Annotated in this window: 21 protein-coding genes; 4 read left to right on the forward strand and 17 right to left on the reverse strand. The window is 50.9% G+C overall.

What is annotated here, in order from left to right:
• Positions 1-15 precede the first annotated feature (15 nt).
• The gene (gene argS, locus AB4Y93_RS11745; protein ID WP_441892070.1) at positions 16-1,710 is read left to right on the forward strand and encodes an arginine--tRNA ligase; all 1,695 of its coding nucleotides are present in this window, start codon (positions 16-18) and stop codon (positions 1,708-1,710) included.
• A gap of 42 nt (positions 1,711-1,752) precedes the next feature.
• On the opposite strand, the gene AB4Y93_RS11750 is transcribed toward argS, so the two are convergent.
• The 3 genes from AB4Y93_RS11750 to AB4Y93_RS11760 all read right to left on the reverse strand — a co-directional run bounded on the left by AB4Y93_RS11750 (position 1,753) and on the right by AB4Y93_RS11760 (position 3,796).
• The gene (locus AB4Y93_RS11750) at positions 1,753-2,775 is read right to left on the reverse strand and encodes a hypothetical protein (RefSeq protein WP_441892072.1); all 1,023 of its coding nucleotides are present in this window, start codon (positions 2,773-2,775) and stop codon (positions 1,753-1,755) included.
• Entirely contained in the window at positions 2,736-3,308 is a 573-nt protein-coding gene (locus AB4Y93_RS11755) for an RNA polymerase sigma factor (protein ID WP_441892074.1), read from the reverse strand. The genes AB4Y93_RS11750 and AB4Y93_RS11755 overlap by 40 nt, the downstream gene beginning before the upstream one ends.
• 209 nt (positions 3,309-3,517) lie before the next feature.
• The gene (locus AB4Y93_RS11760) at positions 3,518-3,796 is read right to left on the reverse strand and encodes a hypothetical protein (protein ID WP_167279166.1); all 279 of its coding nucleotides are present in this window, start codon (positions 3,794-3,796) and stop codon (positions 3,518-3,520) included.
• Positions 3,797-3,969: 173 nt separating this feature from the next.
• Here AB4Y93_RS11760 and AB4Y93_RS11765 point away from each other — a divergent pair, with 173 nt between their 5' ends.
• Entirely contained in the window at positions 3,970-5,019 is a 1,050-nt protein-coding gene (locus AB4Y93_RS11765) for an LLM class flavin-dependent oxidoreductase (RefSeq protein WP_441892076.1), read from the forward strand.
• 237 nt (positions 5,020-5,256) lie between these two features.
• Here AB4Y93_RS11765 and AB4Y93_RS11770 read toward each other — a convergent pair whose 3' ends face one another.
• Positions 5,257-6,003, reverse strand: coding sequence for an SDR family NAD(P)-dependent oxidoreductase (locus tag AB4Y93_RS11770; protein WP_441892078.1), 747 nt, complete (start codon positions 6,001-6,003; stop codon positions 5,257-5,259).
• 19 nt (positions 6,004-6,022) lie between these two features.
• The gene (locus AB4Y93_RS11775; RefSeq protein WP_441892080.1) at positions 6,023-6,928 is read right to left on the reverse strand and encodes a DNA-3-methyladenine glycosylase family protein; all 906 of its coding nucleotides are present in this window, start codon (positions 6,926-6,928) and stop codon (positions 6,023-6,025) included.
• Positions 6,929-7,083: 155 nt separating this feature from the next.
• Between AB4Y93_RS11775 and AB4Y93_RS11780 the strand changes: the two genes are divergently transcribed.
• The gene (locus tag AB4Y93_RS11780; RefSeq protein WP_441892082.1) at positions 7,084-7,653 is read left to right on the forward strand and encodes a bifunctional transcriptional activator/DNA repair enzyme AdaA; all 570 of its coding nucleotides are present in this window, start codon (positions 7,084-7,086) and stop codon (positions 7,651-7,653) included.
• A complete protein-coding gene (locus AB4Y93_RS11785) occupies positions 7,650-8,159 on the forward strand; it encodes a methylated-DNA--[protein]-cysteine S-methyltransferase (RefSeq protein WP_167279162.1) in 510 nt (169 codons plus the stop codon). The genes AB4Y93_RS11780 and AB4Y93_RS11785 overlap by 4 nt, the downstream gene beginning before the upstream one ends.
• A gap of 87 nt (positions 8,160-8,246) precedes the next feature.
• Here the strand turns inward: AB4Y93_RS11785 and thrC are convergent, their stop codons facing one another.
• The 12 genes from thrC to ssuD form a co-directional block, all read right to left on the reverse strand.
• Positions 8,247-9,647 (reverse strand): threonine synthase, encoded by a 1,401-nt coding sequence (gene thrC / locus AB4Y93_RS11790; RefSeq protein ID WP_441892084.1) that lies wholly within the window; start codon positions 9,645-9,647, stop codon positions 8,247-8,249.
• 111 nt (positions 9,648-9,758) lie between these two features.
• Entirely contained in the window at positions 9,759-10,823 is a 1,065-nt protein-coding gene (locus tag AB4Y93_RS11795) for an undecaprenyldiphospho-muramoylpentapeptide beta-N-acetylglucosaminyltransferase (protein ID WP_441892086.1), read from the reverse strand.
• A 485-nt stretch (positions 10,824-11,308) separates the two neighbouring features.
• Positions 11,309-11,683 carry an ArsR/SmtB family transcription factor gene (locus AB4Y93_RS11800; RefSeq protein ID WP_441892543.1) on the reverse strand — a complete coding sequence of 125 codons (375 nt, stop codon included), beginning with the start codon at positions 11,681-11,683 and terminating at the stop codon, positions 11,309-11,311.
• 1 nt (position 11,684) lies between these two features.
• The gene (locus AB4Y93_RS11805) at positions 11,685-12,122 is read right to left on the reverse strand and encodes an SRPBCC family protein (protein ID WP_441892545.1); all 438 of its coding nucleotides are present in this window, start codon (positions 12,120-12,122) and stop codon (positions 11,685-11,687) included.
• 12 nt (positions 12,123-12,134) lie between these two features.
• Positions 12,135-12,533 (reverse strand): hypothetical protein, encoded by a 399-nt coding sequence (locus AB4Y93_RS11810; protein ID WP_441892088.1) that lies wholly within the window; start codon positions 12,531-12,533, stop codon positions 12,135-12,137.
• Positions 12,534-12,614: 81 nt separating this feature from the next.
• Positions 12,615-13,688 (reverse strand): PQQ-dependent sugar dehydrogenase, encoded by a 1,074-nt coding sequence (locus AB4Y93_RS11815; RefSeq protein ID WP_441892090.1) that lies wholly within the window; start codon positions 13,686-13,688, stop codon positions 12,615-12,617.
• Positions 13,689-13,921: 233 nt separating this feature from the next.
• Entirely contained in the window at positions 13,922-15,004 is a 1,083-nt protein-coding gene (gene sfnG, locus AB4Y93_RS11820) for a dimethylsulfone monooxygenase SfnG (protein ID WP_441892092.1), read from the reverse strand.
• A gap of 53 nt (positions 15,005-15,057) precedes the next feature.
• A complete protein-coding gene (locus AB4Y93_RS11825) occupies positions 15,058-16,233 on the reverse strand; it encodes an acyl-CoA dehydrogenase family protein (RefSeq protein WP_441892094.1) in 1,176 nt (391 codons plus the stop codon).
• A gap of 19 nt (positions 16,234-16,252) precedes the next feature.
• Positions 16,253-17,452: an acyl-CoA dehydrogenase family protein gene (locus tag AB4Y93_RS11830; protein ID WP_441892096.1), complete on the reverse strand. Its 1,200-nt coding sequence runs from the start codon at positions 17,450-17,452 to the stop codon at positions 16,253-16,255.
• Positions 17,453-17,480: 28 nt separating this feature from the next.
• Positions 17,481-18,920, reverse strand: coding sequence for an APC family permease (locus AB4Y93_RS11835; RefSeq protein WP_441892098.1), 1,440 nt, complete (start codon positions 18,918-18,920; stop codon positions 17,481-17,483).
• A 130-nt stretch (positions 18,921-19,050) separates the two neighbouring features.
• Positions 19,051-20,139 (reverse strand): dimethylsulfone monooxygenase SfnG, encoded by a 1,089-nt coding sequence (gene sfnG / locus AB4Y93_RS11840; protein WP_441892100.1) that lies wholly within the window; start codon positions 20,137-20,139, stop codon positions 19,051-19,053.
• A 19-nt stretch (positions 20,140-20,158) separates the two neighbouring features.
• Complete coding sequence (gene ssuD / locus AB4Y93_RS11845; protein WP_441892547.1) at positions 20,159-21,322, reverse strand: FMNH2-dependent alkanesulfonate monooxygenase; 1,164 nt, start codon at positions 21,320-21,322, stop codon at positions 20,159-20,161.
• Positions 21,323-21,350 lie beyond the last annotated feature (28 nt).

A 21,350-nucleotide genomic window follows, 5' to 3' on the forward strand; every position in this document is an offset into this window, starting at 1 on the left:
GCTGGAGGTCTTCTTATGTTAAAAGAAATGATTGCCGCATCATTAGCAAAGCATTGTTCTTTAAGCGAGCAGCAAATCTTTGAGCTCTTGGAGTTTCCGCCTAACGAACAGCTTGGCGACGTTGCCTTCCCTTGCTTTGCACTTTCCAAGACGTTGAAGCAAAGCCCCATTCTAATTGCTGAGCAGTTAAGTGAGTCTGTTCAAAGCGAGCTGTGGACTGCAGAGGCTGCCGGTCCCTATTTGAATTTTAAGTTTAACCGTGCTGAGGTTATTAAGCAGTTCGCAAATGAACACCGTGAGGAGGGTCTGCGTTTCCCCAAACTCGGGTCTGGCAAACGTGTCATTATCGACATGTCTTCTCCCAATATCGCAAAGCCATTTGGCATCGGGCATCTGCGGTCGACGATGATCGGCAACGCCCTTTATCATCTGCTAGGCAAGGTGGGCTATGAACCGGTAAACGTTAATCATCTAGGCGACTGGGGAACCCAATTTGGCAAAATGATAGCTGCTTACCTTCATTGGGGAGATCCTTCTCAGAAATCCGAAGAGCCGATTAAAGCCTATCTCGAGCTTTACGTCCGTTTCCATGAAGAAGCAAAGCTCCATCCCGAGCTGGAGGATGAGGCGCGTGAATGGTTCGTGAAGCTGGAAGCCGGTGATTCGGAGGCGCACCGCTATTGGCAAGTATTTATTGAGGACAGCCTCGCAGCGTTTAATCAGCTGTACGACCGTCTTGGGGTTTCCTTCGATCATTATCTTGGGGAAAGCTTCTATAACGATAAAATGGATGCCGTCGTTGAGCAGTTGGCACAGCTTGGGCTGCTTGAGGAAAGTGACGGTGCTCTGGTCGTCCATCTTGATGAGGAGGGACTGCCGCCATGCATCATCAAGAAATCGGATGGCTCTTCCATTTATGCGACCCGTGATCTTACAACGGCGATTTACCGGCATGAACAGATGGATGGAGACGAGTTGCTGTATGTTGTAGGTGCGGAGCAGTCGCTGCACTTCCGCCAGTTATTCCTCGTGCTGGAGCGGATGGGCTTCGATTGGGCGAAGCAATGCAAGCATATCCCGTTTGGACTAATGCTGATGGATGGGCAGAAAATGTCTACCCGCAGAGGAAAAGTGGTATTCCTCGAGGATGTATTGGATGAAGCAACAGCACATGCACTGCGCATTATCGAAGAGAAGAACCCGTCCCTCACAAGTAAAGCCGCAATAGCTGAAGCCGTTGGGGTAGGCGCCGTTATTTTTGGCGACTTACTCCATTCACGGCTGCATGAAGTGAACTTCTCACTGGAGGAAATCGTTAACTTCGAGGGCGAGACTGGGCCATACGTACAATACACCTATGCCCGGACGCAAAGCTTATTGCGTAAAGCAAGCTTGCAATCCGAAGCAGCTGGTACCGCGGCAATATCCGACTTCAGCTTCGTTTCTAGCGATTACTCCTGGCAGCTTGCCAAAGCTCTGATGCGCTACCCCGATGCCCTCACCCAAGCCGCTCAGCGGTATGAGCCCTCAGTCGTCGCTCGCTATCTAATCGAATTGGCACAGACGTTCAATCGGTTCTATCATCACGAGAAGATCATTACCGGTAACACAGCTGAACAAGTGGCGAAGCTCGCACTTGTCCAGCTGACAGCAGAGTGCCTTGAAGATGGGCTTAAGATGCTTGGACTTAAAGCTTTAAAAGAGATGTAAATCAAAAGGGGCCGGTTCGCTATAGCGAACTTGCCCCTTACTTTATTCTCCAGCCTGCTTCATCATACTCTGAGCAATCCATATGAAATCCTTCCGGGTTAGTTCGCTGCCCGTACTATCCATAATCGAATAATAGACGTTCTTCTGCTCATCGTACCAGAACAAATAGTGAGGGATATCAGCACCCTGACTGTCGTCACTCCTATAGAGAGCCTCTTGTTCTCCGATCCGGACGGTCTCCGAGGTGGCTGAAGCTGACTGAGCTACGGTTGCCTTCCCTCCATGCTCCGGATTGTCAGGACCAATTTGAGCCATTAGATTTAGTACAGTGGATCCGTTGGTAAAGCCCAAATTCACGCCAAGTGTATTCGTCCAGTCCACCTGTTCAACAACAAGCTTGTCCGTTCCCTTCATTGCGGCAGCTCGTTCCAACAACTTCTTCTGCACCTTATCATAGGCGGAATGATCCTTGTCACCGCGCATCGGCGGCCTCGGGGAAATCTGACCATGCTTGAACTCATAACCTTCCGGCAGGTAATCCGGCATCTCTAACCGCGGCCCTGATACTTGCCGTAATTTCTGTACATAATCCTCGTAAGAGCTGTAGAGAAGATTAAACTCGAACTTAATCGGATTAGCCATGTCATATCCATTCGAATTCAGCTTGTCATCATTAATATAATAAGCGAGCATTTGCCCCGGCTTCAGCAGCTTTAACACCCGCTGGCGGTATGCATCGAACTGTTCGGCTATTTCTTTTGGCAGAGGGTAGATTGGAGTTTCAGCGACTGCTTCAATAACAGTCCGGCCATTAGAATCATGAATTTGTGCATACTCCGCAGCCGCATAAGCTGTCAGCGATCCTATCAACATGACTCCACTAATAGCAGCTATAGCCGATGAACGACGGATCGGCCTCCGTCGCCTGCCGTAAGGGCTCTTATTACTCAATTGATTAATCCGTTCCATAACGGATTGTGTAATGTCTATATCCGGATAATCAGCCTCCGTTTTCGCGTAACGGATTAAAGCTTCGTTTTCAACAGTGTTCGTTGTACGATCCATTCCTTCTCCCCCTCCTTCTCCAGCATGTCCCGCACTTTCTGTTTGGTCCTTGCGATTCGTTTCTTAACCGATTCTGGACTTTTACCGATAATGGCCGCGATCTCCACACTTGTCCTTTCCTCGAACACACTCAGAACAAGCAGATTATGCTCCACAATAGAAAGACGTTTTAAGACGGAATCAAGTGGTGGGCTGAATAACTGTCGATCTACGATCTCTTCAGGACTCTCTACGGATTTGTTCGGCTGGAACAAAGCGTGCTTATGTAGTTGCAAACGACGCCTTCGAAGAGCATTTAAGCAGTGCCGGTAGGCAATCTTGTATAACCATGCTGAGAACCCGGCCGTTGGCCTATAGCTCTGAATCGACTGATACGCTTTTACGAAAACATCCTGTGCCGCGTCCTCTGCCTCCTGCTCATTCTCAAGCATCCTGCAGCAGTATATAAAAATCCGGCGTTGGTATAACTTGACGATTGCCGCGTAATCCTCTGTGCGTCCGTCTTGTACCGAGACAATCCACTTCTCAATCATTTCCTTATCCGTCTATGTCTCCCCCTTCCCTTTCCATTTGTTCTATATAACATCTCGCCTATGCTACAAGGGGACAAAGCGCGGGAATAACTTTTTCATTACTCTGTACGAAAACGACAAACGGCCTCGTCTTAGCGATGAATCGATGCTGTCTTAATAGACAGTATCGATTCGCGCTTAGACGAAGCCGTTTCATCATGTTATAAAGCTTAAGCTCTCATGGATGCAGGAATCAATTCATTCTCAGTCACTTGACGGTCAAAAAAGGCTGCATTTTTCTCAAAGCAGTTGCAGTAGTAGTCTTTCATGCACAGCGGGCATGGAACGTTGAGCAGACGAGTTACGCCCGTCAAATGCCACTCAGGCTTGGAATTGTAGAAAAGTCTTGCTTTGGAGCCGTCTGCAAGCGTCATAATGTACTGGAATAAACCGGATTTCATGTCTTTGTCCGCTAAGGTTACGCTCTTAATTTGAAGTTTCGAATTCAAGATTTTCACCCTTACTGTTCGTATTCAAGCTTGTGTAATAATACCCTTTATAGCGCCCGAAGTCAATATTTACGCCATAGCACGAGCTACTGTACAAAATTTTGTAACAGTTATTAAATTAGAGTATAATCTAGTTTACACATACTTACTTGCATAGGAGGTGCAGTGCACTCATGATCAAACTGGGTATTCTCGACCAGTCTCATATTAACGAAGGACAGACTGCAGCAAGCACTTTGAAAGACACCACTCGTCTGGCACAGGAAGCCGACAAACTCGGTTATGGCCGGTACTGGATTTCGGAGCATCATGCAGGACGGATGTTATCCTTCTCTAGTCCGGAAATTCTGATCGCCCATCTGGCAGCAGCTACATCACGCATTCGTGTAGGCTCCGGCGGCATTATGCTCCCCCATTACAGCTCCTACAAAGTTGCAGAAAACTTTAAGCTGCTCGAAGCGCTTTATCCTGGTCGGATTGATGTTGGTCTTGGCCGTGCTCCAGGCGGTATGCCGATAGCTACAAGAGCGCTGCAGGAAAACAAATACGTTGATATTAACAAGTATCCACAACAAATCATGGATTTAATCGGATATTTGCGTGGCAAGCAGCCGGAAGGCCATCCTTTTGCCGGTTTGCATGCAGCCCCTGCCATTGAGCAGATTCCTGAGGTTTGGCTGCTTGGGTCCAGCTACGAGAGCGCACGTATCGCTGCCCAGCTTGGAACAAGCTACGCCTTCGCGCAGTTCTTCGGGACGCCGGGTGGAGAAGCAGCGATGAAGCATTACCAAGAAAACTTTGAGCCGTCTGTCATTAATGAGAAGCCGCATTCGATGGTTGCTGCTCTTGCGATCTGCGCGGATACGCAGGAAGAGGCCAATGAGTTGGCGCTCAGTACCGACCTGTTCTTCCTCCTGCTTCAGAATGGCATTGATCAGATCAGCTTCCCTTCTGTTCAAACCGCCTACGACTATCCTTATACGGAGGCCGATCTGTACCGCATCAATTCCGCGCGGGAACGCCGGATTATCGGTACACCGGACCAGGTAAAAGCCGGGATTCTACAGCTTGCTGAGCAATACAACGCCGACGAGGTACTCGTCATGAGCTCGATCCACAACTTCGACGCACGTGTGAAGTCATATCGGCTGATCGCTGAGGCGTTTGGTCTGCAGGGGTCTGAGCAAGCTGTCCCTAACGCTAAATTGGATTCCATCCAGTAAAATGAACACACAAAAGAGGCGAATAGAAGCTGCGTTGGATTCCATCCAGCGTTTTGCGCTCTACTCGCCTCTTTGTATTAAACATAGGCTATATCACTGGACGAAATCCAACGTGAATAATTCCTCTTTGGTATATGGTTGATAGTGCTGTACAAAATCCAACATAACGTCAGAAGGCATTACACCAGTACCAGACTGCTGCAGAACGCGGCTAGTGTTGTGGAGTCAGACTGCGAGCTACTCCTCGTAGATCATTTTCCGCGTCATCCCGCCGTCGATTACCATATTGATCCCGGTCACAAAATCATTGGCCGGATCGGTTAAGTAAAAGCATGCCCGGACAATATCATCCGGTCTACCCACGCGTCCCGCCGGGTGCTGCGAATGATCCTCTGGCCGTAGCGCATCGTAATCTCCATTCTCGATCCAGCCAGGGCTGATTGCATTTACCCGTATATGATCGGGACCTAGCGACACAGCAAGCGCATGCGTGAGCGCGACGATCCCGCCTTTTGACGCTGCATATGCTTCAGAGTTAGGCTCGGACATTAACGCACGTGTTGACGCCAAATTGACGATCGCCCCTCCTCCATGCTGATGCATCCGCTTGGCTGCTTCCTTTGCACATAAGAACGTGCCGCGAAGGTTTGTGTTTATTACATAATCCCATTCGTCCAAGGCCAGGTCATAAGGGGATTTCCAGATCCCTAATCCCGCGTTATTGATCAGCACATCTACTCGTCCTAACTGCTCTTCAATGGCCTGAAAGACCGCTTCAATCGCCTCCGGGCGGCTAATATCTGCCGTAAAGGCAGCAGCCTGCCCTCCCGCAGCAACAATGCTTCTTACCGTCTGCTCCAACAGCTCCGCATCACGTTCAACAGCCGCAACACGTGCACCTTCGGCTGCATAACCAGCAGCAACTGCAGCGCCGATCCCTTTGCCCGCACCGGTGATGACAACAACCTTTCCATCAAACCTCATCTTCACCTATACCCCTTCCCTAATAAAGCATTCGCCATAAATAAAATGTCGCGTAAGACTCCCAGCCCTTCCACCCTTCCGCCATTTGCCTAATCTCTTTGATGGTTGGCTTCACACTGCTTCCGGTAAGGGCTTTAATTGAGTTATGCAGACCTACATCCGCGATTGGAAAAGCATTCGGCAGCCGAAGGCAGCGCATAAGTGCATAATTGGCTGTCCAAGGCCCGATGCCGCGAATGCCCGTCAACCTCTTCTCTATGGTCTCAAAATCGCTAAGCGCCAGCAGCTGCCGCTTGCTTAATGATCCATCCGCCATCAATTGTGCGACGCCAATCAGATACTCCGATTTTTTGACTGACATCTGCATAGGGGCCATATCCTCCGGCTTTAACGCCGCAATTGTCTCGGGAACCGGGAACCGCCAGAATGTCCGATCTTCCCGCTCCGTACTTTGTCCATAGGTCTCCACAAACCTGCGCTTCAGCTTGTAGGCAAACGTCAAATTAATCTGCTGTCCGATAATCCCCCAGCATAACGCCTCGAATAGATCAGGAATCCCAATATTCCGAAGGCCGTGGAAACGATCGATTGTTTGACTAAGCAGAGAATCCTGACGGGCTATCTCGTAAAATGGCAGCAGATCATGATCGAAATCAAACCATTCTCTGATAAAAGCCTTTATTTCCATCTGCCGCTGCTCACTAACCGTTTCCTCACCAATTATCCGCACAAGAAGAGTTCCGCCATCAGTGGACTCCCCGATCTCAACTACCGCTGGCTCTTCCCCTATTGGAATTAGCCGATAAACCTTATCGCCTTCCACTTGATATAACGGCTCGTTTGGTGATCGCTGCAGGTAGCTGATTGTCTCACCATAACTGAAAGGCTCTGGCACCTGTATTTGAAGCAGAGCTGACTTCGTCATGGATATCCTCCTTTTATGTGCTAATACAATTCATTCTACTACGACTATTCAACCATACCAAACAGACCGGCTGCTTTCGTATTCTTGCGGTTTCATTCGCACCTGCTAACGAATCCTTCCCCATTCGAGGTATACTGAGCGTAGAGGTGACGAAAATGGGAAATAGCGAAACTGCCAGTATTCCGGAAGACAAATGGCTTGCCGTTCTGTCGAATGACAGCACTTATGATGGGCAATGGTATTATGGAGTGACCACAACGGGAATCTTTTGCCGGCCATCCTGCAAGTCCAAGCCTCCTAATCGTGCGCATATTCGAATTTTTCATCATGCAGAGGAAGCCATGTCTAAGCAATTTCGTCCATGCAAACGATGCAAGCCCGCTTCGCAGCTGCTGCCGGATGAAGAATGGGAGGGGCAGGCGCGCACTTATATCGAACAGCATTACAACGAGCCGCTTACCTTATCGGTGCTTGCAGATGTGCTTCACTTGAGCCCTTACCATTTACAGCGAACCTTCAAAAGATTAACGGGTGTAACACCCGCTGCCTATATTCAGCAAATCCGAATTCAAGAGGCGATGAAGCTTCTTGCCTCCTCCGACTTGCCTATTACGGACATAGCAGGTCAAGTAGGCTTTATGAATGCAGCTCATTTTGCAACAAGATTTCAAGCTATAACTGGACTAACCCCATCCCAATACCGAGGAGCTGAATTTGAACGATGACTAAAAACGTATATTGGACCCTGCTTCAACATGATGATTGGAACCTGCATTTGGCCGCTACAGATAATGGTCTCTGTTATGTAGGCTCGCAAGGAGCCTCCTTCGATGAGCTGGCCGAATGGGCGGAAGCCCGCCTTCCTGGCTATGAATTAGTGCGGCATGATACGGAGATGGAGCGGTATACTCATGAGTTCTCACATTATTTCCAAGGAAGCTTGGATGTCTTCACGCTGCCTCTTGATCTCGTAGGTACTCCGTTCCAACAGCGGGTGTGGCAAGCGATGAGCGAGGTCCAATATGGCAATACAGCTGCCTATTCCGAATTGGCTGAGACCATCGGCCGGCCGCAGGCTGCACGTGCAGTAGGGGCGGCAGTAGGCGCCAATCCACTTCTGATCGTCCTTCCTTGTCACCGAATCGTCGGCAAGACGGGTTCGATGACCGGCTACCGCGGAGGTTTACCAATGAAGACAGCATTGCTAGAGCTTGAGCAAAAGCGCGGCTAATCTGTACTAGCACAAAAAAAGGGCTGCTCCGCACAATCCGAATGTGACATTCGGTTGCTCGGAGCAGCCCTTTTTTTCAACTATCGATTAAGCGTTATAGAACTTCACGATTTCTTGTACGATGGCTTCCTGCGTGCCGTCCACAAGCGTCTGACGCTGCGGCTTGTTGAAGAGCGCTTGAATTGGGGCAGGGAACTCCTGCTCGATACCAACCAGCTCAATTGCTTCGTTGAACTTCGCAGGGTGAGCGGTTGCGAGCGAGATGGTCACTGTGTCAGCATCTGCGTGTTGGTTCGATGCCGCTACACCACATGCGGAGTGCGGATCCAGCAGATAGCCTGTCTCTTTGTTATAAGCTGCAATCGTGTCGAGGCATTCTTGGCCTTGTACGCCATGCGCAGCGAACTCTTCCTGTACCTTAAGAAGCGCATCGCCGGATACAACGATTTGCCCTTCCGATTTGAAGCCGTCCATGATCGAACGAATTTGCTCCGGATTTTCACCCAATACATAGTAGAGATAACGTTCAAAGTTGCTAGCCACTTGGATGTCCATCGAAGGGCTGTATGTCGAACGGAAATCGCCCGGCTTGTACACGCCTTCCTTGATGAAGCGCTCCAGAATGTTGTTTTCGTTAGTCGCCAGAATCAGCTTATCCACCGGCAGCCCCATACGTTTCGCCAGGTAGCCTGCGAAGATATCACCGAAGTTGCCCGTTGGTACGCTAAAGTTCACTTTTGCGTCCGAGTTGCCTGTTTGCTTCGCTACTTGGAAGTAGGAATAGAAGTAGTAGACCGTCTGCGCCATGATACGAACGAAGTTGATTGAATTGATCGCGCACAGATGGTTCGTCGATTTGAAATCCAGATCAGCGAACAGATCTTTAATAATGCGCTGGCAGTCATCGAAGTTGCCTTCAACCGACAGGTTCAGGACGTTGTCCTCTTGAACCGTCGTCATTTGCAGCTCCTGCACTTTACTTACTTTGCCGTTCGGATGCAGGATGCAAATTTTGATGCCTTCTTTACCCTTGACACCCTCGATCGCCGAAGCGCCGGTGTCGCCGGAAGTTGCGCCCAGAATATGAATCTTCTTGTTCTGCTTGCTGGACACATACGTATATAATTGGCCCATGAATTGGAGCGCAATGTCCTTGAATGCAAAGGTAGGACCATGGAACAGTTCCAGCAAATAGAGGCTGTCGCTGAGTTTATGCACCGGCGTTACTTCCGGATGGCGGAACGTTGCATAGCCGTCGTATACCATTTTCTTCAGATCTTCATAAGGAATTTCATCATTCGTATAAAGCGAGAAAATTTCAAGCACCAGCTCTTGATAGCTGAGCTCCTGCCACTCTTTCAGCTTAGCCGCGGAAACGACCGGAATTTCATAAGGTACGAGAAGACCGCCGTCGTCTGCAAGACCCATAAGGAATGCGTCGACAAAGCCGATTTTGCCCACATTACCGCGAGTACTGATATATTCCATCTGTAATTCCCTCCTACTATTGCCTAACCTTCCCCCTATTATAGAAAAAGACCGCCATAACCACAAGACATACTTGCTGGTTAATAGCGGTCATTCGAGGTCATTCGACGATTATTTTGCCGTCTTTTTAATGAGGCCAATGAGCTGGGATAAAGCGTCCTTGTTGTCATTTTTCTGCATATTATCGACGTATTTATCACGGTTCGCATGTAACTCGGTGACGCTGCTGACGAGCGTCTCTGGTGTCATGTTCTCCTCATAGAGCACTTCGCAGAAGCCTGCCGACTGGAACGATCGTGCATTCAGAATCTGATCGCCGCGGCTTGCTTCTTTGGTAAGAGGAATAAGCAGCATCGGTTTACGCAGGTACAGGAATTCAAAGATCGAGTTAGAGCCTGCACGTGAAATAATCACATCCGACATCGCCAGCAGATCAGGCAGCTCCTCATTCACATACTCGAACTGTTTGTACTGAGGGGACTGCAGGGAAGGCTCAACCTGCCCTTTGCCGCAAAGATGAACGATCTGGAATTTCTCTGTCAGCTTGCTGAGTGATGCCCTGACCGCTTGATTGATCTTGCGGGCGCCAAGGCTGCCGCCCATAATGAGCAGAACCGGCTTGGTTGATACGAAGCCAACGAACTTGCGGCCTTTTGCTGCATCACCTTGTTTCAATTGATCGCGGATGACCGCTCCAACGTAATGAGACTTCCCGTCTGGAAGATGCTGCTGTGTCTCCGGGAATGTTGTACACACCCCAGCTGCAAAAGGAATCGCAATCTTATTCGCCAACCCCGGCGTTAGATCGGATTCATGAATCAGGACCGGTACCTTGTTCAGCCTTGCTCCAATCACCACGGGAACGGACACGAATCCACCCTTGGAGAATAGCACGTCAGGCTTTTGTTTTTTAATAATCCGGTAAGCCTGGAACGCACCTTTGATGACTTTGAACGGGTCTTTTACGTTCTGCCAATCCAGATAACGGCGCAGCTTGCCCGTTGCAATGCCATGGTAACGTACATTTTGGAGCGGCTCAATGAGCTGCTTCTCGATGCCCGCTTCCGAGCCTATGTAGTCTACCGACCAGCCTTCTTGTATAAAATGGGGAATCAACGCCAGGTTAACTGTCACATGCCCTGCCGATCCGCCGCCTGTAAACATAATTTTACGCACATTGCTCACTCCTAAAAAGAATTATCACCAAGGCTAGCTTAGCTAGCTGTGATGATTCTTACTTCGAAAGCATAATCTAAAGAATTATCACCAAGGCTAGCTTATCTTAGCTAGCTGTGATGATTCTTACTTCGAAAGCATAATCCAAAGAATTATCACCAAGGCTAGCTTATATTAGTTAGCTGTGATGATTCTTACTTCGAAAGCATAAAGGCCCACTTATCGAAGTCTATTGTAAGCCAGCAAGCTTGTAAATTTCCAGTATGCGTGAAAACTTTCCATAGGGAGGGAGATGTCTATGCACGGCTTACCACCTATAAGCGTTGGATCGCTGTATGGAAGATTTCAGTCTTATGGTTATGTTTTCTCCGCGAATCTGCTTCTGTAAGGCCGATATCGGATTTACAGCTCAAGCAAGCTGCTCCCGCGCAACTAAAAAACCGCGATCATCCGAGCATAGCTCGACCAATCGCGGCTTCCTCCGCTTATTCTTCCTGCTTTCCTTCAACAACCTGCAACGGACCTGACGGCCCGCCGGCCGGCATATCCTCTTCGACGAAGCGTTTGAGCGCCTGAAGCTTGTTCTCCCAGAAGCGCTCATAGTAGCTGAGCCAGCGCTTCAGCTCAAGCAGTGGTTCCGGCTCCAGTCGGTAGCGTGTCTCGCGACCAACCTTACGCTCCTTCACGAGCCCCGCTTCCGCAAGTACGCGGAGATGCTTCGACACCGCCGTCCGGCTCATCGAATAATGACCGCTGATCACGTTTACCGGCATCTCCTGATCGACTAGCAGCTGCAGCAGGCTGCGGCGGGTTGGATCAGCAATGGCCTGGAAAACGTCGTGCTTGGGCTCCGCCGCCATATTACCCGGCTTCGACAACGCTGACAAACTTCTTCATGATGCCAACCCAGCCGCCTGCCATATGCTCGCGTACTTGCRTATGCGTTTGTCCAAACTCCGTAACCTTATCTGCATCCCAGCCGCCATGGGTCAACGTAAACTCAGTCTTGCCGCCTGCCAGCTCTTTCAACTCAAAAGTCAGCGTCCAGTCCTTACCCCAGTTGAAAGTCAGCTTGTTCGGCGGATCTACCTCTGTTACTTTACATGGGGATTGGCCGAACTGGCCAGCCTCCAGATGGAACTCACAGCCGGTCTCCGGCTTGAAGTCACTGCTTGGCGGCATGAACCAGGCTGCAATACCTTCTGCAGTCGATACCGCATCCCATACTTTTTGAATAGGTGCGTTCACTTCAACCGTCTGACGAACGTCAGGCAATTTGCTTGTAGCGTTGCTCATTATAAATACCTCCAGTTAATTTTTAGATTTCACTTTTTCCTTCAAGCGAAAACGCAGCGCCGACCATTTTTCGTCCACTGCAACGTTACTTACCGGCCGATATGGCGTCGATTCCTGTACAGCAGCTGCTAGAGTATCCCGATTAAGATCTGATTTCACCCTCGAACTCTGCTTCGGATAGGTAATCCAAAACACCGCATCTTCCTCCAGCAAAGGCAGTACACTAGGAAGCCTATCCTCAAGTTCTGCCGCATTGTTTACAAACAGCTGCACAAACTCGAATGGGCCAACAACTGCCGATCCTAAATCTGAACTAGCTGCCGTTTCAATCCCAAGATAATAACCCTCAGGTGCATTAATCACAGAAGCTTGTCCGGACTTATAACGTAGCTTCTTCACCAATTCCTCATTCATTCTGTACTCGATTCCTCCAATAGGAAACGTTTTGGTTTCGCTTTTTATTATAGGAAACCATTCGGTTTCCTGTCAATAACCTTATTTCGCCAGAAGCAGCAACCGATCATCCTTATCAGATGGTGTCCCTCTGCCATCCGTATTATTCGTGATGACATATATACCACCATCATGCACCTGAACATCACGCAGTCGCCCCTCACCTTCGAGTACAACGGACATCTTTTTCGTCAGTGTATTATAGCGGAGCAGCTTCTCTCCCCTAAGCGTGGCAATCAACAAATTGTTACCTGTATCCATCGCAATACCAGAAGGCGCAATGGTGTCACCCCCTGTGTGGAAGACTGGATCGATCATCCCATCACGATGCTCGCCCCCAATAACGACCGGCCAGCCATAATTACCTCCAGCCACAATACTATTAATCTCGTCATGTCCGCCGGGGTTCCCTGATGGCCCGTGCTCAGCGACAAACAGCATACCTGAACTGCTCCAAGCAAGGCCTTGCGGATTGCGATGCCCGTAAGAGTAAACATAGGAATCTAGAAAAGGATTGCCTGACGGGATCGTGCCGTCCAGCTTCATACGAAGTATTTTGCCGGCGAGACTTCCCCGGTCCTGTGCCAGCTCTTCATGACCTGCATCTCCTGTTGTAATGTACAGCAACCCATCCGGGCCAATCGCCATCCTTCCGCCATCATGATTAAATGAACCCGGAATGCCTTCAAGCAGCACCTTCGACTCGGTCCAAGTATCCTGCTCCAGCTTCAATACAATGACACGGTTCAGAATTTCACCGTTCTCTTCATACGTATGGTAGGCGTAAGCCTCCTTCGACTTCTGAAAATCCGATGCCAGCACGAACCCCAGAAACCCGCCTTCCCCCTCTGCATGAACATTCTTGTTGAAATGGACAGCCATGCGAGTGGACTTCCCGTTCTCAACACGCACTATGTTACCGTCCCTCTCACTCACATAAATAACATTGCCGGTAAAAGCAATCACCCACGGTGCCTGCAGCTTCTCCGTCACAACTTTATACGTGGCTTGCTCAGCCGTGCCTCCTGTTTTGACAGAAGATTTGTTTCCATCACAGGAGGCCAGCATCAACACCCCTGCCATAAACAGAACAACGGACAATATACCCTTTTTCATTCCCATCACTCCTCTATTCCATTGTTACAGAGGCTGACTGAGCTTGATGTACTTAAACCTATTGTGGTCAAAATGCCCGCTTCTTAGTTACCTGTTGCTTCGTCATTCCACCGCTATGCCATCCGGCGTCTCCGCCTTTCTATAAATTAGACAATGGAGGTGGGGGATTAGTTGCATCTCATTATGAAAAAGAAAAAGACCAGAGCAATTAGCTCCGGTCTATCAAAAATCTATTACAGCACAGCTGATGCTTCCAGCCCAAGCGCCGCTTCCCTCTCTCGGACGAGTGGTATAACCTTTTCACCAAATGCCCTAATGTCCTCTTCATAGTGCAGGAAGCCGGTCAGGATTAGATCCACACCAATTTTGCGCAGCTCGATAATACGGTTTGCTACCTGCTCCGCCGTACCAATCAGACCTGTCTTGAAGCCGTCATTGTATTGGACAAGGTCCGTAAAATCGGAATTCGCCCACATGCCTTCCCGCTCCGGTGAAGCTTTCCCTGCGAAGCTGACCTGGCTGCGGAACCCTTCCACCGCCTCCGGAGTTGCATATTCGACGATATCGCACAGCACTTGGCGTGCTTCCTCTTCGGTATCACGCACGATGACAAACGCATTCGCACCAAACTTGAGTTCACGGCCGTTCGCGGCCGCTTCCGATCTCAGCTCGTCAATCTGCGCCTTAAAGCCTTCAAGAGTATTGCCGTTCATGAAATACCAATCGGATACTCTTGCCGCCATCCGGCGTGCCGCAGCGGAGTTTCCACCTTGGAACACTGGCGGAGCGGCCGCAGGCTTTGGCTTTAGAGGTGCGTTATTCAGGCGATAGAAGTCACCGCGGAAGCTTGCTTCCTCCGCCGACCACATCTCCTTCAGGACTCGGATGAATTCCTCCGAGCGGCGATAACGCTCATCATGATCAAGCCAAGGTTCTCCGTAGTTATGGAACTCTCCCTTGAACCAGCCGCTGACTACATTAACAGCGGCGCGGCCGTTGCTGATCTGATCAATTGTCGCCAGCATCTTGGCAACAGTACCGGGATGCCACAGCCCCGGCAGCACAGCTGCGATAAGCTTGATTCTGCTTGTTACAGCCGCGAGCGCAGAGGCCAACGTAATCGCTTCAAGCTGGTTTTCCGCACCATAGCTGGCAACGAACCGCGTCTGAAGCAGGGCGAAATCAAATCCCACTTCTTCCGCCGTCTTCGCATAACGGGCATTCTCTTCAAACGACCATCCAGTCTTCTGAGGAATATTGGAGATCACAAGACCGCCGCTCACATTCGGCACCCAATAAGCAAATTGCAATGACATCGCATTCACACTCCTTCGAATAATAGCTGAAATCTCTGTTCGAGTCTAAGATGCTAGGAATAGAAACCGGGTTCCGGCAAAGCACCAGTCAAATACCAATTGCCAACATTCCGAAGTTTAAACTCCGCCGGGTTATGGAGCGAGTGGGTGCGGACATTACGCCAGAACCGGTCGAAGCCATATCGAGAAGCCGTCGCCCTTGCCCCCATCACGTCGAACATCTGGCTTGTCACCTCAAGTGCCATTTTGCTTGCCTGCACATTCGCAGCCGCTGCGAATACCGCCAGCTCTCCGCGTTCCGCTTCATCCAGCGCTTTTTCCTTGGCCCAGGCTGCATCAAGCAGACGGTCTGATTTCTCCACGAGACCTAGTGCTGCCTGATAGTCCGCCCACCACTCCCCGTAACGGCTTAAAGTTGAAGGTTCCTCTGAAGCCCTCTCAAGTCCCGATGTGTACCAAGGCCGCGCATGCTCAAGCGTATAAGCCTTCGCCTCTTCCAGCGCCCCTGCTGTGCTTCCGATAAAAATACTGGCCAGAATACTCTGCGACAACTGCGGGACAAGTGTGGAGAAAACCGTCTGCCCGGCATATGGCGTCTCGAGTATTTCATGCGGCTCTAAGCGCACATCATAAAATTTCACGGTTCCGCTGCCAGTCTGCCGCTGTCCCATGTTGTCCCAGTCGTCTATGATCTCAACGCCAGCGCGTCCTGATGGAATAATGCCCTCGTAATAGTCCCCGGTCTCATTATCGTGCCAGGAGATGGCAAGCAGATCGGAATCTGGAGAACCCGAGCTGAACCCCTTCGAGCCGTTTACGATCACTCCGCCCTCGGATTTCACACCAATAATCGTCTTCTGAAGCGGATTGGAGGAATTACCCCAGAAATAATGGTTCGCCGCCGTAACCTCGTAGAAATACCTCTTCTGATCCTGCGTTCCTGCCAAATGCGGTGAGATTAGACAAAGGAAATGATAGCCGTACACATGGGCCAGCGCCGCATCCGTCCGGGCGAACTCCCTTACAACCTGAAGTACCTCTGACCATTGTCCGCCGTATCCACCATACTCGGATGGAATCAGTAGCTTCAGTAGGCCGCTCTCACGAATCCAGTCGCGCTGCAGCTTAGGCGTACCACCTTCCTTGTCACGTTTTACGGCATCCTCACGAAACCGGTCCGCAAGCTCCCTTGCTGCGCTCAAATAATCCAGTGCTGTTCTTGTTGCCATGATGACCTCTCCTCCAATCCTACTCCCCACCCTGCGTAAACAGCTCAGGCGGTTGTCCAACAAGCTCTTTACCGACAAGCTCTCGCGCCAGATGGTTGGATGGCGCAAGCACGAGACCTGCCCGTACATCGCGATAGAGCCGCTCTATTGTTCCTTTTTTGTACCCGTAACCGCCCGTCACATCCATTGCGATGGATACCACTTGATTCGCTACCTCCGTGGCATGAATCTTGAATTCCGTCGCTTCGTACCAAAGCTCGCCAAGTGGTCTGCCTTCCGCTTCATAACGGTTATACTTCTCAGCTAGCGAGAGCTGCCAAGGCTTCAATGCGCTTAGCCCAATCTTCGCATTTGCCAGCTGCTGGCGGATAACCTGGTAATCCGCTAGACTGCGGTTGAAGTCGCGGTGCACCGTTCTTTTCACTCGTTCGACTACGATCGTCAAAGCCTCCGTTGCTACTCCTATCCACGCCGATCCGATCCCAAGCAGATACAAAGGATCCACACCATTAAACGCAATCTCAATGGCCCGATTCTCTCCGACGAGCAGATCCGCTCGCGGTACGCGGACATTGTCCAGCTTAAGTGGCCCACTCTGATTACCACGCACACCAAGCGCCTCCCAAGGACCGGCCGAGATGCCCGGATCTTTGCCGTCGACGATGAAATAGCTCAGGTCAGTCGGCTGCTGCGCACCCGGAGTCCGGGTCTGCAGCACATAGAAGTCGGCATGACCGCCACTTGTCGTAAACGATTTTTCCAAATCCAGAACATAATCTTCGCCGTCGCGTTTCGCTTCACTCAAATTGAACCAGGTATGACCACCCGTTGCCTTCTCGCTCATGGAATGGGTACCGATCGAACCCTTACGGACAGGCTTCAGCCAGCGCTGCTTCTGATCTTCCGAGCCATAGTAGACGAGAGTCTGCGCTGCCCCGACGTGCATGACGTAGATCAGCGAGGTGGATGGGCAGCCTTTACCGATCTCTTCGGCCGCAAGCGCGAAGGCGGTATAGTCCAGCCCAAGGCCGTCATATTCCGCCGGAATGATGAGGCTGTTCCAGCCTTTTTCGGCTAATGCCTGCAAATTTTCTGAAGGAAAAACCCCTTCTCTATCAATTCGTTCAGCGTTCTGGCGAATTACCTCATCCACGGTTTCTCTGATGGAAGCCACAAGCTGCCCATAGTCCTGTTGTACTGTGGTCGTATGACTAGACATATCAAATACCTCCTTATTAACAAACGCTTTATAACGAAGACACTTTCGTATCGTATTCTCCGGAATGCTCTGCAGCGGCCCCGACACGAGCTGGTAGCGAAGGATCCCGTTTCACTCTGATCCAGGCATACACCAGGCTGATGAGGACAATAATGGCTATCACCCAAGGGAAGTAGCTGACTGGCTCTGGCTGTCCCGGCTGGATCATCGCCCAGATTGGAAGCGCAATACTGATCACCCCAACCACCGGAAGCACATAACGCTGGATAATATTCAAATCTTCATTCGGATAGATAATGACAGCGATATTGAGCAGCGCATAAATGAGCAGCAGCGGAATCGTGCCAATCGTACCGAGATAACCAAAGCCGGTTACCCATGTATCCCCCGCGAAGCCAAACAGCAATGCGAATGCGATCCCTAGTCCGCTGAGCAGGGTCAAAGCCCCGGTAGGTGTCTGCCATTTGGAGATAGCGCTTAACTTCGACGTAATCAATCCTTCGCGGGCCGTGTTAAATACGATTCGTGAGAAGCCGTTGAGGCAGGCGATCGTCATGCCGACAATACTTGTAAAACCTGCGATCACCGCAAGGAATGAGAAGTCGCCCAAATAACGGTCTGCCAGCGTCATGAACGGATTCGAGCTTTTCACCAGCTCATCGCTGTTATTACCAAAGCCCGCAATAACGGCATAGCTCACAAGCAAATAAAATACCGTCATAACAGCGATGCTGATCAGAACGGCGCGCTTGACGTTGCGCTTTGGATTTTGCGTTTCTTCCGCAAGTGCAGCCGAGTTCTCGAAGCCGATGAACAGATAAATCGCTAGTGGGAATCCAAGGCCAATGCCAGCCAGACCATCGGACACCGACGACGGGGCAAACGGCTTCAGAGATAATCCGTTAGGCGGATCAAGCAGGATATAGACAGACACGCCAAGAAGGACGAGCACTTCGATAATAAGCGCGATCCCGGCGATTTTTGTTGAACGGTCAATCCCGATAACCGTCAGTCCCCAGATCAGAATGCCAAGCACGACCGTAGGGAACGCCCAATGAATATGAACGCCGTATAATGCCAGCGAATCCGCAGTCCAGCCGCCAAGCTCGATAAAGGCAGACGCTGCCAGAAAAACCGTACCCGCAATAAAAACAATGGATGCCGCGGTACCAATTACCCCGCCGAACGACATCCCTATATACTTGATCAGCGACCCGCTTGACGGATGTTTGGCTGAAAACCGGGTAAGGCTGAGCCCAACGATAATAATCGCTACGGCTGATAAGAGAAGCGTAAGCGGCGAGCCGATACCGGTCGCGATGAAGATAACAGGAAGACCATAATAGATAGCCGCTGCCGGCGCCATCTGCGCCAGGGTTGATCCAATGGCATCCACCAACGTCAATTTGCGTGCCGGAGAGAGCGAGCCTCCTGCCTGAACAACTGTTTCTTTTTCCAAAGTACTCATAAATCCCATTCCTCCCGATCGTTTATAGACAACAAAAAAGACTTCTCGCGTATTCCTGCAAAAGGAAGGAGAGAGCCTTCGGTCGTCCGATCGGATCTATCATTATTCCATTGTTCACGCGCGCCGGAAACTACCGGCCGATTGCGCTGACGCTCTCTTCCAGCTCCAACTGACGTACAAGCAGAATCACTTGCTCTCCAAACAACTCCAGCTCTTCGTCGTAATGCAGGAAACCCGCCAGCACCAGATCGATGCCGATCTGTTTCAGCTCAAGAATGCGCCTTGCCACCTGTTCTTTCGTCCCGATCAACCCGGTCTTGAAGCCGTCGTTGAACTGGATCAAATCCTCATACGTGGAGTTCGCCCACATGCCTTCGCGGTCGCCTGTCGACTGTCCGGCATACTTGATCTGCTCGCGGAACGATTCAACCGTCGTCGCATCCGCATTTGAAATAATATCGCGAAGCACCTGCTTCGCTTCCTCTTCCGTATCCCGCACGATGACAAAGGCATTTACGCCAAACTTGATCTCGCGATTGTTATCAGCGGCGTATCCCTTTACTTCATCAATCTGTTTCTTCAGACCCTCGAGCGTATTGCCGTTCATAAAATAGTAGTCCGATACGCGGCCGGCCATCTGCTTGGCAGCTTTCGAGTTGCCCCCTTGATAGATGGTTGGTCCCGGCACTTGCACGGGTCTTGGTTTAAAATCCGCCCCGCGCAGCCGGAAGAAATCTCCTGCGTAGGATGCCTGGTCTTTCGTCCACAACTCACGCAGCACGCGGATGAACTCCTCCGAGCGGCGGTACCGCTCATCATGGTCGAGCCAATGCTGGCCGAGCGCAATATATTCATCCTTCAGCCAGCCGCTTACGACATTAATGGCTGCACGGCCGCCGCTCAAATGATCGATCGTCGTCAACATTTTTGCTACAATAGCTGGCGGGATCAGGCCTGATGCTACAGCTACGATCAGCCCAAGCTTCTGCGTCTTTACCGCAAGAGCCGCAGCGAAGGTAAGAGACTCCCACTGGTTCTCCGAGTCGCTGCTGGCCACGAACCTGGTTGGCAGCAGCATATGGTCAAATCCCGTGCGCTCCGCCTGTTCCGCGTACCGGATATTCGCCTCAAAGGATGAGCTGGTCCGTTGCGGCAGCTTTGTCGCAAGCAGCCCGCCGTCCTCGAGGGGTGCCCAATAGCCAAATTCAATTGCACTCATCTTCTTTTCCCCTTTGCCCTTATTTGCCCGAGACAGCCGTTTCTGCCTTCGGCGCGCGTCCAGGAAGCTCGTTATTTGCAATCATTTCCCCAAATGGGCTGATGAAGGTGCGGTCGTCTTCGCCGCTTCGCTTCGCCAGCGGGAGCAGCGGGAAGAGCAGTTCGGCGGTCCGGTACGCTTCTTCCAGATGTGGGTAGCCTGATAAAATAAACGTCTCAATGCCCAGTTCCGCATATTCCTTGATCCGCTCTGCGACCTGCTCGGCGCTGCCGACAAGCGCGGTTCCAGCTCCTCCGCGCACTAGGCCGATGCCTGCCCACAGGTTTGGGCTGATCTCCAGCCGCGAGCGGTCACCGTTATGCAGCTGGCTCATCCGTTTCTGACCTTCCGAGTCCATACGTGCGAAGATCTGCTGCGCCGAAGCAATCGTCTCCTCATCCAGGTGCTCGATCAGTTCATTTGCCGCCCGCCATGCTTCGTCTTCCGTCGGACGGACGATGGCATGCAGCCGGATACCGAATTTCAGCTGACGCCCTTTGGCGGCTGCCAGCTCGCGCATTTTCTCAACCTTCTGCTTCACGGCTGCTGGCGGCTCGCCCCAAGTCAGGTAGACGTCCACATGATCAGCTGCCACATCCATTGCCGCTTCCGACGATCCGCCGAAATAAAGCGGAGGATAAGGCTTCTGCACGGGCGGATAAAGCACCCTTCCGCCTTCTACCTTCAGATGCTCCCCTTCAAAATCAACGCTTTCGCCTTCCAGCTCCTTGCGCCAAATATGAAGGAATTCATCCGTCAGTTCATAACGCGTGTCATGGTCGAGGAACAGACCGTCACCGGCCAGCTCTACCGGGTCGCCGCCTGCTACAACGTTAATGAGCAGTCTGCCTTTCGAGAAACGATCGAGCGTAGCCGACATCCGTGCCGCTACTGTTGGCAGTGTTAAACCTGGACGAACGGCAACCAGAAATTTCAACCGCTCCGTAACGGGCACAAGAGTCGAAGCGACAATCCAGGCATCCTCGCATGATTTGCCGGTTGGCAGCAGAACACCACTATAGCCCAGCTCATCAGCAGCCTGCGCGATTTGCTTGCAATAGCTGTACGTAACCGCTCTCGCCCCTTCGCTTGTACCAAGATATCGTCCGTCGCCATGTGTGGGAATAAACCAGAATAATTCCATCATTCATCATCCTTTCTATTACTCATTC

It is taken from the genome of Paenibacillus sp. YAF4_2 (assembly GCF_052113225.1).
GTDB lineage: Bacteria > Bacillota > Bacilli > Paenibacillales > Paenibacillaceae > Pristimantibacillus.